General features: G+C 68.7%; 13 protein-coding genes and 4 pseudogenes. 4 read left to right on the top strand and 13 right to left on the bottom strand.

Annotated elements, in window-relative coordinates:
• Positions 1-22 precede the first annotated feature (22 nt).
• From ACZ7OO_RS40175 to ACZ7OO_RS40165, 3 genes and pseudogenes are all read right to left on the bottom strand, one after another.
• Positions 23-1,417, bottom strand: a pseudogene (locus ACZ7OO_RS40175) (IS1380 family transposase).
• A gap of 121 nt (positions 1,418-1,538) precedes the next feature.
• Positions 1,539-4,001: a SpoIIE family protein phosphatase gene (locus ACZ7OO_RS40170; protein ID WP_471512355.1), complete on the bottom strand. Its 2,463-nt coding sequence runs from the start codon at positions 3,999-4,001 to the stop codon at positions 1,539-1,541.
• Positions 4,002-4,319: 318 nt separating this feature from the next.
• A pseudogene (locus tag ACZ7OO_RS40165) lies at positions 4,320-5,020 on the bottom strand (transposase); the annotation flags it as partial.
• Positions 5,021-5,223: 203 nt separating this feature from the next.
• Between ACZ7OO_RS40165 and ACZ7OO_RS40160 the strand changes: the two are divergent.
• Both ACZ7OO_RS40160 and ACZ7OO_RS40155 read left to right on the top strand, forming a co-directional pair.
• Positions 5,224-6,030: pseudogene (locus tag ACZ7OO_RS40160) on the top strand (IS701 family transposase); the annotation flags it as partial.
• 34 nt (positions 6,031-6,064) lie between these two features.
• Complete coding sequence (locus tag ACZ7OO_RS40155) at positions 6,065-6,433, top strand: transposase (RefSeq protein ID WP_471512374.1); 369 nt, start codon at positions 6,065-6,067, stop codon at positions 6,431-6,433.
• A gap of 147 nt (positions 6,434-6,580) precedes the next feature.
• Here the strand turns inward: ACZ7OO_RS40155 and ACZ7OO_RS40150 are convergent.
• The 10 genes and pseudogenes from ACZ7OO_RS40150 to ACZ7OO_RS40105 all read right to left on the bottom strand — a co-directional run.
• Positions 6,581-7,461, bottom strand: a pseudogene (locus ACZ7OO_RS40150) (IS5 family transposase); the annotation flags it as partial.
• A gap of 125 nt (positions 7,462-7,586) precedes the next feature.
• Positions 7,587-7,871, bottom strand: a complete 285-nt coding sequence (locus ACZ7OO_RS40145) for a hypothetical protein (protein WP_471512354.1) — start codon at positions 7,869-7,871, stop codon at positions 7,587-7,589.
• Between the two features lie 259 nt (positions 7,872-8,130).
• Positions 8,131-8,349 carry a hypothetical protein gene (locus ACZ7OO_RS40140; protein ID WP_471512353.1) on the bottom strand — a complete coding sequence of 73 codons (219 nt, stop codon included), beginning with the start codon at positions 8,347-8,349 and terminating at the stop codon, positions 8,131-8,133.
• An 84-nt stretch (positions 8,350-8,433) separates the two neighbouring features.
• Positions 8,434-9,231, bottom strand: a complete 798-nt coding sequence (gene istB / locus ACZ7OO_RS40135; RefSeq protein ID WP_471512352.1) for an IS21-like element helper ATPase IstB — start codon at positions 9,229-9,231, stop codon at positions 8,434-8,436.
• A complete protein-coding gene (locus tag ACZ7OO_RS40130) occupies positions 9,228-9,554 on the bottom strand; it encodes a hypothetical protein (protein ID WP_471512351.1) in 327 nt (108 codons plus the stop codon). The genes istB and ACZ7OO_RS40130 overlap by 4 nt, the downstream gene beginning before the upstream one ends.
• 57 nt (positions 9,555-9,611) lie before the next feature.
• Positions 9,612-10,022: a Mu transposase domain-containing protein gene (locus tag ACZ7OO_RS40125; protein ID WP_471512350.1), complete on the bottom strand. Its 411-nt coding sequence runs from the start codon at positions 10,020-10,022 to the stop codon at positions 9,612-9,614.
• Positions 9,965-10,288, bottom strand: a complete 324-nt coding sequence (locus tag ACZ7OO_RS40120; protein WP_471512349.1) for a hypothetical protein — start codon at positions 10,286-10,288, stop codon at positions 9,965-9,967. Before ACZ7OO_RS40120 ends, ACZ7OO_RS40125 begins: the two co-directional genes overlap by 58 nt.
• Positions 10,289-10,292: 4 nt before the next feature.
• Positions 10,293-11,099, bottom strand: coding sequence for a hypothetical protein (locus tag ACZ7OO_RS40115; protein WP_471512348.1), 807 nt, complete (start codon positions 11,097-11,099; stop codon positions 10,293-10,295).
• Positions 11,012-12,241, bottom strand: a complete 1,230-nt coding sequence (locus ACZ7OO_RS40110) for a hypothetical protein (RefSeq protein ID WP_471512347.1) — start codon at positions 12,239-12,241, stop codon at positions 11,012-11,014. Before ACZ7OO_RS40110 ends, ACZ7OO_RS40115 begins: the two co-directional genes overlap by 88 nt.
• Positions 12,238-12,897 carry a tyrosine-type recombinase/integrase gene (locus tag ACZ7OO_RS40105; protein WP_471512346.1) on the bottom strand — a complete coding sequence of 220 codons (660 nt, stop codon included), beginning with the start codon at positions 12,895-12,897 and terminating at the stop codon, positions 12,238-12,240. The genes ACZ7OO_RS40110 and ACZ7OO_RS40105 overlap by 4 nt, the downstream gene beginning before the upstream one ends.
• 43 nt (positions 12,898-12,940) lie before the next feature.
• Between ACZ7OO_RS40105 and ACZ7OO_RS40100 the strand changes: the two genes are divergently transcribed.
• On the top strand, positions 12,941-13,066 hold the full coding sequence (locus ACZ7OO_RS40100; RefSeq protein ID WP_471512345.1) for a hypothetical protein: 126 nt from the start codon (positions 12,941-12,943) through the stop codon (positions 13,064-13,066).
• 211 nt (positions 13,067-13,277) lie between these two features.
• Complete coding sequence (locus tag ACZ7OO_RS40095) at positions 13,278-14,471, top strand: pyridine nucleotide-disulfide oxidoreductase (protein ID WP_471512344.1); 1,194 nt, start codon at positions 13,278-13,280, stop codon at positions 14,469-14,471.
• Positions 14,472-14,664: the final 193 nt, after the last annotated feature.

Here is a 14,664-nt window from a genome sequence, read left to right as displayed (position 1 = left end):
TGGGCAGAGGCAGCGCCGTTGGTCAGGTGGCCGGCCTCGGCAGGGCCGCAAGGCGGGCGAATGCGTTCGCCAGTTCATGTCGCCAGGGCCAGGTGGCGGCAATCCGCAGGTGGAGGCGGCGGCCTCCGCGGGTGATGCGGGCGGCGGCGTGCAGCAGCCGGTAGCGGAGCTTCTTCGGCTCGGCGGAGACCAACTCGCCGTCCAGCAAGAGGGCCTGGGCCCAGGCGAGCAGGTCGACGGCGGTCAGGGACAGTTCCAGCCAGGCGGCGTTGAGCGCGAAGTGGCGGGAGGGGAAGCGGCCGAAGCCGGTGGTCTTGCCGCAGCGGATGCGGTCCTCGACGCGGGCGTGTGCGCGGTGGCGGACCTCAAGCTGCTGCAGGGAGCCTTCGCCATAAGGAGTGTCGGTGAGGAAGACCTGGTGGCGCATGCCCTCGTCGACATCGAACAAGGACAACTGGGCGCCGGGGTGAGGGCGCTCGCGCCGGACGATGATCCGGGTGCCGTCCGGGTGGTCCGTCAGGTCCACCATGCCGGTCAGTTCTGCCACTTCAGCGCCAGTCCGCAGGATGCCGTCCTGCTCCAGCGCGGGGTGCCACAGATGGTCGGGCACGGCTCGGATCGCGCGGCGGATCGGATCGGTGACGGGATGTCCGACGGAGAAGGAGGTGTGGATACCCCGCTCACGGAGTGCTCGGATGTGGGCGAGGAAGGCTTTCGCGCCTCCGGCACTGTCGGCGCGGATGAGGATGGTGGTGCCGTGGCGGTGGGCGTCGGGGACCTGGGCCAGGGCCGCGTCCAGGACGGTGATGTGGTCGGCGGCGGTGTTGGCGCCGGCATTGCCCGGCCGCAGTAGGCCAGCCAGGGCTTCGCCGGTGTTGTCCAGGAAACACAGCAGCGGGTGGTAGCCGAAGCCGCGTTTGTAGGTGGCCGCTGCCTGTTCCTTCTAGGAGTGGCAGGTGACCAGGGTGGCGTCGATGTCCAGGACCAGGCCGGGCAGGTCGCGCCCGCCGGCGCGGGCCGCGGGTATGCCGCCTGTGGTCTCGGCGGCTTGCAGCCAGGCGACTTCCCGGGCGGTGGCCCTCGCCGAGCGCAGGCGGGCGAGTGCGTCCGGGCCGATGCCGGCCAGCAGACGCCAGGCGGTGGCAGTGGAGGCGACCGGGCCGAAGACTTCCGCCTGGTCTCGCAGCAGGGCCAGGTCCGCTATCGCCTGGCCACCGTCGGCGAGCATCACCGCCAGATCGACCGCGGTCCGCCCGGGGCCGTGCCCGGTGCCACGCGGCCGCAGCTTGCGCAGTGCGTCCGTGAACGCGCCGGTCAGGCCGGTGACATCGGCCAGCAGGCGGGATCCGGCGTGACTGACGACCCCGCGACCGTCGGCCGAGACGACAAGCTTGGGACGTGACCCGGTAGTGTGCACGCAGAAAGTGCCTTCCTGCTGTGGTGACAGAAGCCCTAGACAAGCCTCATCATCCCAGCTCAGAAGGCACCTTCGCGTTTCCGATCAAGATCCGGACACCGCCGCAACTGAAACGCGGAGGCTAGTGGGCAAGCTGCTCATCGAGTGCGGGCGGAGTGCCGAAAGCCCCTGAGGGTGCGGAAGCCAGGTCTTCTTCGGCCCAGACGACCTTGCCGCCCGATACCGAGCGGGCGCCCCATCTGCGGGACAGCTGGGCGACCATGAAGAGGCCGCGGCCGTTCTCGTCGGTGGTGCGTGCGCGACGTAGGTGCGGGGAGCCGACGTTGGTGTCGAACACTTCGCAGGTCAGGACTTGGTGCTGGATCAGACGCAGACCGATCGGGTCGGTGCTGTGGCGGACGGCGTTGGTGATCAGTTCACTGACGATCAGCTTCGTGGCGTCCTCGAGACCTTCCAGGCCCCATTCAGCCAGCTGGCAGGCTGCCATGTGCCGGGCGCTGCGGACTGCGGTCTGGTCACTCGGGAGCGTCCAGGAGGCGACCTGGGCTGGGCTGAGCGAGTGGGTGCGGACGAGGAGCAGGGTGACGTCGTCGCGCGGTACCTGCCCCGGGATGGTCTCCATCGCGTGGGTGCAGAGGTCTTCCAGGGAGCGATCCGGTTGTGTCAGGGCGGCGCCCAGGCGGTCCATACCCATGTCGATGTCGTGGTCGCGGGTCTCGATCAGGCCGTCGGTGTACAGAGCGAGGAGACTTCCCTCGGGCAGTTCCAGTTCCACGGCCTCGAAAGGGACCCCGAGCCCGGTGCCGAGCGGGGTTCCGGCGGGAAGATCGGGGAAGGTGATTCGGCCCTGCGGGTCGATGATCGCGGGCGGAGGGTGCCCGGCCCGTGCCATGGTGCACTTCCGGGTGACCGGGTCGTAGACGGCAAAGACGCACGTGGCGCCCACCACCGTGGGGGTCTGGTCCGGGGCGTCGGCGTCTTCCTCGGCCAGTCGCTGGACCGTGTCATCGAGGTGGGCCAGCAGTTCGTCGGGGGGCAGTTCCATGTCGGCAAGCGTGTGGACGGCGGTGCGGAGCCTGCCCATGGTCGCCGCGGCGTTGATCCCGTGTCCGACCACATCGCCGACTACAAGGGCCACCCGGGCGCCGGACAGCGGGATCACATCGAACCAGTCGCCTCCGACGCCGTGGTCCATGTCGGCGGGCAGGTAGCGCGAGGTCGCCTCGACCGCCGTACCGCCCCTCAAACGGTGAGGGAGCAGGTTGCGTTGCAGCGCGAGGGCCGCGGTGTGTTCGCGCGCGTACTGGCGAGCGTTGTCCAGCGACATCGCAGCGCGACTGACGAGTTCTTCGGCGAGGAGTAGATCGAACTCCTGGAAGGGCACCGGGTTCTTGGTGCGGATGAACAACGCCACGCCCAGCAGGGCGCGCCGCGCACGGATGGGTACGACCATCAGGGAGTGCATGCTGTTCTCACGGATCTTCTGCGCGCGTGCCGGGTCCTCGTCGATCCATGTGCCCGGAGCGGTGTTCAGGATCGGCTCCAGGTGGGGCCTCCCGGTGCGCATGACGCCGGTGAGTGGTGAGGCGGGCGTCACGGGGACCGGCTCACCGCGCACCCACGGGGATTCCGGGACCCCTTGGTGTATCGAGGCCAGACCGGCACGTCGGAAGGCGGGAAGGCACCGGTCCACCGGGCCGATGTGGACCGGGGGCCCCTCACCGAACGGGACCGACTGCTCCAGGTCGACGGCGACGTAGTCGGCGAGCAGGGGCACGGCAAGGTCGGCCAGTTCCTGGCTGGTCTGCATCACGTCCAGGGTCCTGCCTAGGCGCGTACTGGCCTCACTGAGGATGGCGAGGCGCTCGAGCGCCTGCCGGCTCTCAGTGATATCGACGTTGATGGTGCACACCCCCAGCGCTTGGCCGTCGGCGTCCTGAAGGCAGAAGAACGAAGCCGCCATGGTGTGCTCATGGCGCGGACTCGTCGGCGGCCACATCCGGTACTGGTGGACCGTGGTGGTGCCGCTGTGGAGTACCTGCCGCATCACTGCCTCGAGTGCTTCGGCCTTGGCATCGGGCATTGCTTCGGTGTATTGCCGTCCGAGTCGTCGGTCACGGGAAATGCCGTCGTAGCTCTCCATCGTGTCGTTCACCCAGATGCAGCGCAGCTGCGGGTCACGAACGACGATGCCGATCGGTGCGCGGGTAAGCAGCGACTCCCGCACCGATCCGTTCATTGCCTCCCCGGAGAGTGTGTCGATGTCGGTCACGGAGATGAGCCACCGGACTGTTCCGTCCTGCCCCCACAACATCGAGATCCGCAGGTTGGTGTTGAGCATGTGGCCGTCTCGGTGGCGCACCGCCGTCGTACCCGACCACCCATTCTGGGCATGGCACTGCTCGACGAACGCCGATATCGTCGGTGCTTCCTCGGAAAGTGGCAGGACGAGTGCGGCAGAGCGTCCCACCACGTCCCCGGCGGAGTATCCGACGAGCTGCTCGGCGGCCTGTGTCCACGCGACCACCGTCCCGTGCTCGTCGAACATCGCGACTGCCGACTCGGACGTCTCACGCGTGTTCATTTGATTACCAAGTGTCATATTGCGAGTGCTGATCATCGAACTGCCGCTCTCAGGTAGGTGGGGGAGGGGTGGTAGGGGTGCGGGAAGCCGGTGCGCGGACGGCCGCGGCGGCCGGGGCCACGGCGGGGCGGACGGCTTGAGCGGCGTGTGCCTCATCTCCGTTGTCGATTTCAAACGCAGCTGAAGGCGTCACTCTGAGCCAATTTGCCCATTTTGGGTAAATGTCCGGATAGTGCTCCGATCTGTGACAGGGTCGCGGGCGTGACGGATGCCGGCGCGGTCATCAAGGGTCGCTGTCGGGCTGCCGGTCAGTCGGCGGGACGAGGCAGTGCGGCGAGGCGGTGGAAGGCCGTGGCGAGTTCGTGCATCGAGGACCGTGATGTGGTCGGTGGCGGTGTTGGCGCCGGCGTTCCCGGGCCGCAGTCGGCCGGACAGTGCCTCGCCGGTGTTGGCCAGGGAGCACAGCAGCGGGTGGAACCCGAAGCCGCCTTTATAGGTGGGTGCGGCCTGCTGTTTCTCTGAGTGGCAGGTGACGAGCGTGGTGTCGAGGTCCAGGACCAGCCCGGGCAGCATGCGTCCCGCGGCCCGGGCAGCGGGTATGCCCTCACCGTGCTCCGCGGCCTGTAGCCAGGCGACTTGCCGGGCCTGCGCGCGGGCAGAAGCCAGCGAGGCGAGGGCGGTCTCGTCAACATCGGCGAACAGCCGCCATGCCGTCGGTGTCGAGGCGAGAGGACCGAAGACTGCTGCCTGGTCCCGCAGAACGGCCAGGACGCGATGGCCTCGCCGCCGTAGGCGAGCATCACCGCCAGGTCGGTGGCGATCCGGCCCGGGTCGTGTCCGGTCCCGCGTGGCCGAAGCGGTCTGAGAGCGGTGGAGTACGTGGCGGTCAGCCCCGTGGCATCGGCGAGATCTGCCAGCAACCGTGCACCAGCATGCCCGACCACCCCCGCACCTTGGGACGCAACCCGATACCCTGCACGTAGAAAGTGCCCTCCGCCTGGAACGACAGAACCCCTCAGCAAGGTTCATCGTCCCAGGTCAGGAAGGCACTTTCGTATTTCCGCCTCAATAGCCGCCGTACCCAAGCGAAACGGCGAGGCTAGGGCTTGGTCAGGTTCACTCGCCCGTGGCGTGTCCGTTTGATCGGGTGCGTAGTTGACCTGATGAGCTGGGTGGGGAGCTGGCCGCGGTCCGGTGCGATCTGGAGGACTTCGCGGCGGAGATGTTCGAGCCGTTCGCGCGGGCGGATCATCGCCGGTGCAGAGCGGTCTATCTGCGGGGACTGCTGATGGAGGGGCGGCGCAAGTCGGTGGAACCGATGGCCGCCCGCCTGGGCGAGGACTGCAACCGACAGGCCCTGGCGAACTTCATCACCACCAGCCCGTGGGACGCGGCGCATGTCCGCGCCCGCCTCGCCTGGCGGATGCAGTACGTGATCAAACCGACCGCGCTGATCCTCGATGACACCGGCTTCCTCAAGGAGAGGGACGCCTCGGCGTGTGTGGCCCGGCAGTACACCGGCACCGCGGGCGAGGTCACCAACTGCCAGGCCGGGGTGTCCCTGCACCTGGCCTCAGACAGCGCCTCGGTGGCGGTCGACTGGCGCCTGTTCCTGCCCGAGAGCTGGGATCCCGCCTCGCCGAAGGCCGATGCGGCCAAGGTCGCCCGCCGTACCCCGTGCGGCATCCCCGAAGAGATCGGCCATGTCGAGAAGTGGCAGCCGGCCCTGGACATGATCGACGAGACCAGATCGTGGGGCATCGATGTCCCGCTCGTCGTCGCCGACGGCGGCTACGGCGATGCCGCGCTCTTCCGGCTGGGCCTGGAAGAACGCGGGCTCGACTACGTCGTGGGCATCTCCACCACGACGACCGCCCAGCCGGAAGAGGCCCGGCCGCACATCCCGCCCTACGGCGGCCGCGGCCCCCGGCCCTCAGCCCGTCTACCCCGAGCCGGCTCAGACGGTGAAGAAGCTGGTCGTCGCGGCCGGGAAGCAGGCCACCCGGCCGGTGCAGTGGCGGGAGGGCTCCCGGCCGGGCAGCGGCCGCAGCGGCGTCAAGCGCATGTACTCACGCTTCGTGGCCCTGCGGATCCGGCCCGCCGGACGCGAGATCCGCAAGACCACCGGCGGTCCGGAGCTGCCGGTGCGCCGGCTGCTGGCCGAATGGCCCGCCACCGAGCCCGAACCGGTGCAGTTCTGGCTGTCCAACCTGCCCGCCGACACCCCGCTGGCCACCCTCGTGCGCACCGCGAAGCTGCGCTGGCGCATCGAGCACGACTACCGAGAGATGAAACAGGCCCTGGGCCTGGCCCACTTCGAGGGCCGCACCTGGCGCGGCTGGCGCCACCACGTCACCCTCGTCTCCGTCGCACACGCCTTCTGCACCCTCCAGCGCATCACCCGGTCCCCAAAAGAGACGGCGCCGGCCTGAGCACGTATCGAGTCGCCCGCGAACTGCAGCTACTCCTCGCAGTCTGGACCGGCGCCTGCCCCACCTCTCACCGCGACATGCCAGAACCCATACCAACCTGACCAAGCACTACTAGCTAGCTAGACTAGGGCCTGTGTGGAGTTGTGATCAATGCTGTGATCCGAGGTGTCGGATCCAGAGGAGGCCGGCGCATAATTCGAGTCCGGCCTGGTAGCTTTCAGGTTTTTTGTCGTAGCGGACAGCGAGGCCGCGCCAGTCCTTGATCTTGTTGATGGTGCGGTCGACGCTGTTTCGGAGCTTGTACAACTGCTTGTCCCAGGTGACAGGCCGTCCGCCGCGTGAGCCGCGGTTCTTGCGGTGGGCGGCCTGATCCTTCTTCTCGGGGATGACTGCTTTGATCCCACGTTTGCGCAGGTGCGAACGGTTCTGGCGGGACGAGTACGCCTTATCGCCCGCGACTGCGTCGGGCCGGGTGCGGGGCCGGCCGACCGGGCCGGGGACGCGGATCATGTTCAGGACGGGGATGAACTGCGGACTGTCTCCCGCCTGCCCCGCGGTGATCTTGAGCGAGAGGGGCAGACATTGCGGCACACAGGACAGGTGTGTCTTCGTGGTCAGTCCGCCGCGGGAACGCCCCAGGTCAGCGGCGGCGAGCCGGGCCCTGCGGCGACGCCTCACGCGTCGTCGTTCTTCCCGCTCCGGGTCCGATTGCCCGTCTTGTTCCTCGCCGGCGCCCCTTTTTCCGCGGCGGCCTTCTCCAACGCCTCCAGGGTCTCGGGCTCCACGATCATCCCCGCGGCATCATGATGGGCCCGGACTGTGGTCGAGTCCACGCTGACCAGCGACAAGTCCACCAGGCCCCGCTTCGCCGCCTCGGCGATCGCACCCTGGAACACCGCGGTGAACACCCCGGCATCCCGCCACTGCCGAAACCGGCCGTAAACGGTGGACCAGTGCCCGAATCGTTCGGGCAACTCCCGCCATTTCGCCCCGTTCCTGAACCGCCACACGACGCCCTGGCTTCGTTCACTTCTGGGGGCAGCGTTTGTCCGTCGGTTTGGACAGCAGTTGCGGATCTTGAGGCCCGTGAATGTTCATGAGAATTAGCAGCGCGTGCGACGCGCGCTGTCTCGTTCGTCCTGCCCGTGGGGCGTCACTGCCCGACACGTGACTGTGTGAGTTCTGCTCCGACCTTGGTCAGCATCTGGCCGAGGAGGCGGAGGGCTCGTGGCCGTGATGGCACTCCGCGCGACGTTCCCGTCCAGTAGGCGTCAGTGAGCTTCTCTGTCACCGCGAGGATCTGGTCGTCGTTCTGGGTGGCCAGGACGAGGACGAGCTGCACGTAATCGCCGATGTCGGTGCCCTGGGTGTGCTGGCGCGTGAAAGGCCGCAGGCGCGGCGTCAAGGCGAGCAGGGTGCGGTCCGTCGGGAAGACCACGGCGAGTCCGGCGAGGGCAAGGCGAACCGCTGGGCATTCGGCCGACCAGCGGGCCAGCAGATCTGGAACGTGAGCCTGGACCGCGCTGCGGGCCCGGGCCTCGCTGTCGGGATCGGCGTGCCGCGGGGTGGCCGGCCAGCTCTCGGCGAGGTGGCGTTCGGCGACAGTGGCAGCCCTGACCAGCAGGTCGACGGCTTGGAACCGGTGTCGGGCGGGAATGCGGTCGTCGACTGCGAGTGCTGTGACCAGGGCGAGGCCGTCAGCGGTGGCGGGCTGGCAGGTGTCCTGGTGGAGGATCGCTGAGGAAGCTCCGGTCGTCCCAGTAGGGGTCGATCTCGGCGTCGAACAGCATCGCGGCCTGGGGCGGTCTGAGGCCCGGCAGACGGTCGGCGATGACGTCCCGGAACAGCTGCCGGATCGGCGGACCAGCAGCGTTCGTGTTGTGCCGGGTCTGCTCGGGTTTGGCGTGCGTGTCCATGGCCACCGCAGCCTACTGGAGCATCTCGGGCCGGCGGCCCGTCGCCTGGGTGGGGGCGGGTTGTCGGCCCTGAGTCTGTCGCGGTCAGCTGGCCTTGGCCGACTCCTCGGCTCGGGCTCGAGTGGAGGCGAGGCGGTAGGAGTCGGTGCCGGTTTCGATGATGGTGCCGTTGAAGGTGAGGCGGTCGACGATGGCCGCGCAAAGACGAGGATCGGTGAACGTCTTCGTCCAGCCGCCGAACGACTCGTTCGAGGCGATCGCGACGCTGTTCTTCTCCTCGCGCTCGGTGAGGACTTGGAAGAGGAGTTCAGCGCCGTGGCGGTCGAGTTCCATGTAGCCGAGCTCGTCGATGCAGAGCAGGTCGACGCGCCCGTAGCGGGCGATCGTCTTGTTCAGCTGCTTCTCGTCGGCCGCCTCGACCAGCTCGTTCACCAGCTTCGTGGCCAGGGTGTAGCGGACGCGGTAGCCCTTCATCGCAGCCTCGGTGCCAAGACCGATGAGCATGTGGGACTTGCCAGTGCCGGAGTCGCCGATCAGGCAGAGCGGCTGGCTCTTCTTGATCCACTCGCAGCTGGCGAGGCTATGGATGGTGGCCGGGTCGATGTTCGGGTTGGCGTCGAAGTCGAAGGACCGCAACGACTTCTCCCGCGGGAAGCCCGCTGCCTTGATCCGTCGCTCGGAGCGGCGCCGAGCGCGGTCGTCGCACTCGGCCATCAGCAGCTCGGCGAGGAAGCCGCGGTAGGTCATCTGGTCCTTGACGGCCGCGGCTGCGATGTCGGGGAACTCTGCCCGGATCGTCGGCAGCCGTAGGAGACGGCAGGCGGTGTCGATCGCGGCGTCGGCGGCCTGCTCGGTCATGTTCCGTTGGCGGGGCAGGGTCACTGGGCTTCTCCCTCACGGTGGGTGCTGCCACCGGTGCGGTGGCGGCGGAGCAACTGGTCATAGGGGGTCACCGAGGGCAGCGGCCTGGTGTCCGGCGGCAGGTGCGCGAGCCGCCACTCGTGCAAGGACGTGACGGTCGCCGACGGCTGGCCTGCCGGATGCGGATCGCGCTGGGCAGGAAGGGTGGTGGACTCGTCCTCGGTCTGGGCGGCTTTGCGGGCCTCCAGGGCAACAGCGTCCGCGGTCAGCACTCCAGCCCGAAGGGCCGTGGCCAGGCCGGCGACCAGGTGTTCGTGCGCGATATGCCGGCCCAGCAGGAGCACTTCGATCAGTGCTCGGGTGCCGTCCCTCTCGCCGTGGACCTTGCGGGCGGCCGCCCATCATGCGTCATGGACCGGGGTGAACCTCCCCGCCGAACGAGCCTGCTCCAGGGCAGTTGCGCCGGGAAAGGCGCCCGGTTTGCGGACCAGGGCCTCCAGGTAGTGGTCCAGGGCCAGGCGGATTCCGCATTTGGCGATCAGGCGTTCATGCCGGGCCACTTCCACGTTCTGGTCGTAAACCACGAGGTGAGAGGCGTGCAGCATGACCCGGACCTTCTTGCCGATCAAGCGGACGGGAACCGAGTAGCGGTTGGTGCGGACGGTGATCTGTTCTCTGAACCTCGTCTCGCCAACTGAGCTGTTGATCGACTGTGGCCAAGGGTCCAGTTGTCGCCGCTTGTCAGGTCGAGCGCTCAGTGTGTAACGCCTTCGAGTGGAAGGTGGTCTCGGTAGTACTCCGACTCCAGCCACTCCTCTTTCACGAAGAGCGGGCGTGTGAGGAGCGTGTCCCCGACCCACTGGTCACGCAGAAGAATGCCGAGATCGGTCAGGGCGAGCGACGCGTCAGGGGTGAAAAGGACCCAGTTGCCATGTTCCGCGGCGTGGTCCAGAAGGAACTGTTGGCCTTGTCCCGGACGGCTGCCAGCCAGTGCGAAGCCGGCTAGGAAGACCTGCGGACCGACGACCGCATCGAGCGCGACGCATGCGAGTTTGCCCTCGTCGTAGAACGCTTTCACCCCGTCAGCAAAGTCCTCCTGGCCGTACTCGCCCCCAATTCGCGCCTGCGGCTCGGAGGCGAGCAGCGCCTCTGCGACCTCGGCTGGAGACATTCCGAAACGCAGCGGCCCCACGCCGACATCGGGCTGCAGCTCCCATCGTTCCCGGCAGACCGTTGAGGATCGCATCGGTGATGAAGATCCGGCGGAAGTCGTGCGGCGTGTAGTGCAGCGGGGTTCCGTCGGCCTGGTCGATCAGACCTGTGCGGGCTAGGGCCTCGTCCAGCAGCGAACTGACCCGCTCGCGCGCAATCCGCTGCGGCTCGGTGTCGACCCGGCGCTGGAACAGCAGCGGAGCCGGCGGCATCCACAAGAGCTCGTGGTAGTCCCGGGCCCGGACCAGGGGGACCGCGCCGTCGGCGTTGCGGATCCGACAGATGATTGCGCTCAGGACGTCGGCCAGTTCGGGGCTGACGACAAGCAGCCGCTCGGTGTCGGTCTTGGACGGGGCGATCTGCAGCAGCGGGACGATCTCGCCGGTGGTCGGAAGCCGGTATTGGACCAGGCTGTGGTGGCTCAATTCCAGCATCTCCTCGGCGCGGACGCCGGTCAGCCGCAAAACTTCGTTGATCGCCCAAGCCCAGAAGGCGTTGTCCTCTTCGCGGTTGAGCAGGCGCTGCTGGCCGGTGGCCGGGTCCTCGACCCAGACGTTGGCCGGCTTCGCGTGGGGGCGCCGGATCCGGGTCAGGGTCTGGCCGGCGGCGGTGAACCCTTGTCGGGGTTCGGTCTGCCGTCCGGCGGCGAGCAGGGCCTCGGGCAGGGCGCGACCCACAGGCCCCAACGGCCCGGGTCCTCCAGCGCCCACTGGGCCAGATCAAGGTAGAACGCGCGGACGCTGGCCAGGACGTCCTGATAGCTGAGCCGTTCGACGACGGATTCGACCCGTTCGCCGTTGCCTGTGGTGGTGAGCGTGAGCCTGGTGCGCAGCCGCTGTTTCCAAGCCGCGGCGACGTCGGCGGGCAGGCGCAGCGAGTCGATGCCTGGGTGGTGCAGTTCAAGGTCCTGCCAGAAGCACTTCACCAGCTGGTAGGTCTGGCCGCGCAGCGTTCCGTAGTCGAGGGCGGGCTGGCGTTCCTTGAGATACTCCACCAGCAGGTCGCGGATGGGAAGGCAGGCGACCGGGTAGCTGTCGACGAGCTCCTCGACAGGGCGTTGTCCGATGCTGCGGATCTCTCGCAAGGTCGGGACGCCGGCGCCGAAGACGCCGATCTCGCGGAGCGCCCGGAACGTCGCCGCGCCCGAGCGGCGCTGACCGCGCAATTCGGCCTCGACTTCCAGCACCTCCAGCAGGCCGCCGACGACGATGTCGGCCACCGTTCCGCCCTTGGCGGCAATGATGACGGCGGTCCGGAACAAGGCGGCGCGGCGGGCCATGTCGCTGATTCCGCCGTCGGCCCGACAGAAGTCGTCCAGCCGGGCGAAGCCGTCGGCGTCACGGGCGCGGATCATGTTCCTGGCGAGCTTGCGCTTCTTGCCGCCGGTCAGCAACCAGGTCAGCGAGGGACGGACCACGTCGGCCCCGATCATGACGACCAGGGAGCTGGTCATGGTCTCCAACCGGGTGCGGGAGAGCTTGCCGTGCTGCTCCAGCCACCGTGCCGCACCATCGGCCCACTGTTCTCCGGCTGTGTCCGCGCCGCTGGCGTGCCAGCGCTGGTGCCAAGTATCGCCCGGCTGCTCCGCCAGCCAGTCCAGCATCAGCATCAAGCCGCGCCGGCGGAAGTCGTGGTTGCGGGGATCCTCCTGCCGCGGCGTCGCCTCGACCCACATCCGCAGCACCTCCTCGCGGTCCTTCTCTGCGGCCGGCCAGTGCGCCGCCGAAGGCCGCGGGGGGAACCTCTCAGCCTGCTGTTCGGCCGACAGGTGCGGCCTGGAGACCACGGGCGGGGCAGCCAGCCGCCCGGCGGTGATCACGCCAGGCCCTTGCCGAAGAGCACGTCCATCGTCTCCGGCCGGTAGCCCGGGGCTGGGATCGGCACGATGCGCTCAGCTGCCTGCCGGGTCTCCTCGGCGTGATGCGCCAGGACCCGGCGGATCACGTCCTCGGCCCGGGGCGTCAGATAGAGCTGGGTCGTGGTGAGCTGCGCGTGTCCAAGGACCAGCTGCACGTCGGTCAAGGGCAACGCTGGATCCTCGGCCATCCGGAACGCCGCGGTGTGGCGCAGCGCGTGCAACGTTGCCGACGTCCCCGCCAGCTGGTTCACGCGCTCGAACATGCGGTGTAGCGCGTGATAGGTCAGCGGCCGGACCGGGCGCCGCAGCGTCCACCACAGCGGCAGCCGACGGCCCTTGGGCACCAGTTCGCCCATCTGGACCTGGTAGAGCCGCAACCAGACGAACGCGTCGGTCGACGCCGGCAGCTCTTGAACAGCGCCGGTGCCCTTTCGGACCACCGATATCAGCTGCCGCCCCGGGTCGACGCCGCCTTGCAGCGTCGACAACAACTCCGAGGCCCGGGCCCCGGTGGACACGTAGAACGCGACCAGCGCCCGGTCTCGGTGCGAGGGAAGCCGGGCGAAGATCTCGTTGAACTCCTCGTCCGGAATGCTGCGCGGGACCCGCGTGGGCACCCGGGGCCGGTAGAGGCCGGTCCGCTCCTTGCGGTGGCCCGCGGTGGACCGCCGCACCCTGTGGGACGCGATCGAACAGTACGCCCGGCGCACCCGCCGCTACGGCGCGGTCCCCCGCATCCCCGCCCAGACCGGCCCCCTGAGTGGACACGGAGCACCGATGACGTGAGTCACGCGGTCATCCTGGGAGGCGGACTGGCGGGAACCCCTGGCCGCCGTGGCCATGGCTCCGTACGTGGACAAGGTGACCGTCCCCGAACGCGACGCCCTGCCTTCTGGACCCGCCGCGCGACCGGCGTCCCCCAGGCACACCACAGCCACATGCTCTGGTCGGGCGGGGCGCAGGCCGTCGAATCCCTGATACAGGCACGATCGAGCGGTTGCTCGCCGCTGGGGCACGCAAGATCCAGATGACCGCGGACGCCGCATGGCTGCCCGGAAGCGGCTGGCTACGCCGAACTCCCGGACGGCACTACGTCGTCACGTGCAGCCGAGACCTGCTGGACTCGGTGCTGCGGGAACAGGCACTCCTTACCGCCCCCGGGATCTCGCTGCGCACCAGAGCGCAGGGCATCGGCCTCGTGGGCAGCGCACAGCGCGTCACGGGCGTAAGCCTCCGCGACCACGTTAGCGGCGCCACCGAGGTCCCTTACGCCGACCTGGTCATTGATGCGACAGGCCGCGCATCACGGGCAGGACACTGGCTGACCGAGCTGGGCCTGCCTGCCGTCCCCGAAACCGTGGTGAACTGGCAGGCCGGTTATGCCAGCCGACGCTTCCGCGCCCCGAGCGACACGGACGGCGCGTTTCCCCTCGTCTTCGTTCTGCCGGACTTCCTCGCCACGGGCCCCGTGCGAGCCGCCCTTTGTGCTGCCGATCGAAGAGGACAGTGGCAGGTCACACTGCTGGGTGCCCACGGCGGCGAACCGGACGCCAGACAGAAGCGACAGGAGGACTTCGCCGCCTTCGCACGCAGCGCACGTCATCCACTCGTCGCCAATCTCATCGCCCACGCCGAACCGCTCGGTCCCGTCCATCTGGTACGCCACATGCGATGGCGCCGCCGCCACTGCACCGGGCTCGCCCGCAGGTGGCCCGACGGCTTCGCCGTGCTCGGTGATGCCGCTGCCACCTTCAACCCAGTGCTGGCCCATGGCATGTCAGTCGCGGCCCTCAGCGCCGTCACGCTGCGCGAACAACTCCACGACGGGCACCGGCCGGGCTTCGGCCGCCGTCTCCAGCAGGCCATCGACCGCACCACCCGCCGGGCCTGGGCCACCGGACAGGTCCTCAGCCTGCTCTACCTCGCCCCGAAGCCCTCCCTCGCCGTACGCCTCATCCGCCGCTGCGCCGTACGGGCCTTCGACGCGTCAGGCGAATGGCCGGTCCTGCATAACGCCATCTACGACGTCCTGTCGTCCTCCGCCCACATCACCACCGCGCTCGCCCCACGGCCGGTACTCGCCGGCATCTGGGGCCCCGGCGGCAACCATTGCCGGGAGCGCCACTGGAACGGCCGACACCACCTGCGTGTTCTGCGGTACCCCAAGCAGACGGGCCTCCCTCGCCGATGACGGCAAAGGCAGAAGAACGGTGACCACAGCGAACAGGCGGAGCCGAACATGCGACGACACAGGCGAGACCTTGTGCCGCGACGCAGCAAGGACCCCTGAACGTAGCCACCAGCGAACCGCTGTCCCCTCGCGACAGGTCATGAAGCGCACGCACGGGAAGTCAGCTGAACGAACGGCTCGGCGAACGTACGCC

Source organism: Streptomyces sp. NPDC111744 (assembly GCF_055634995.1).
The sequence above is the reverse complement of the archived record's forward strand: the minus strand, read 5'-3'. Positions and strand labels throughout refer to the sequence as shown.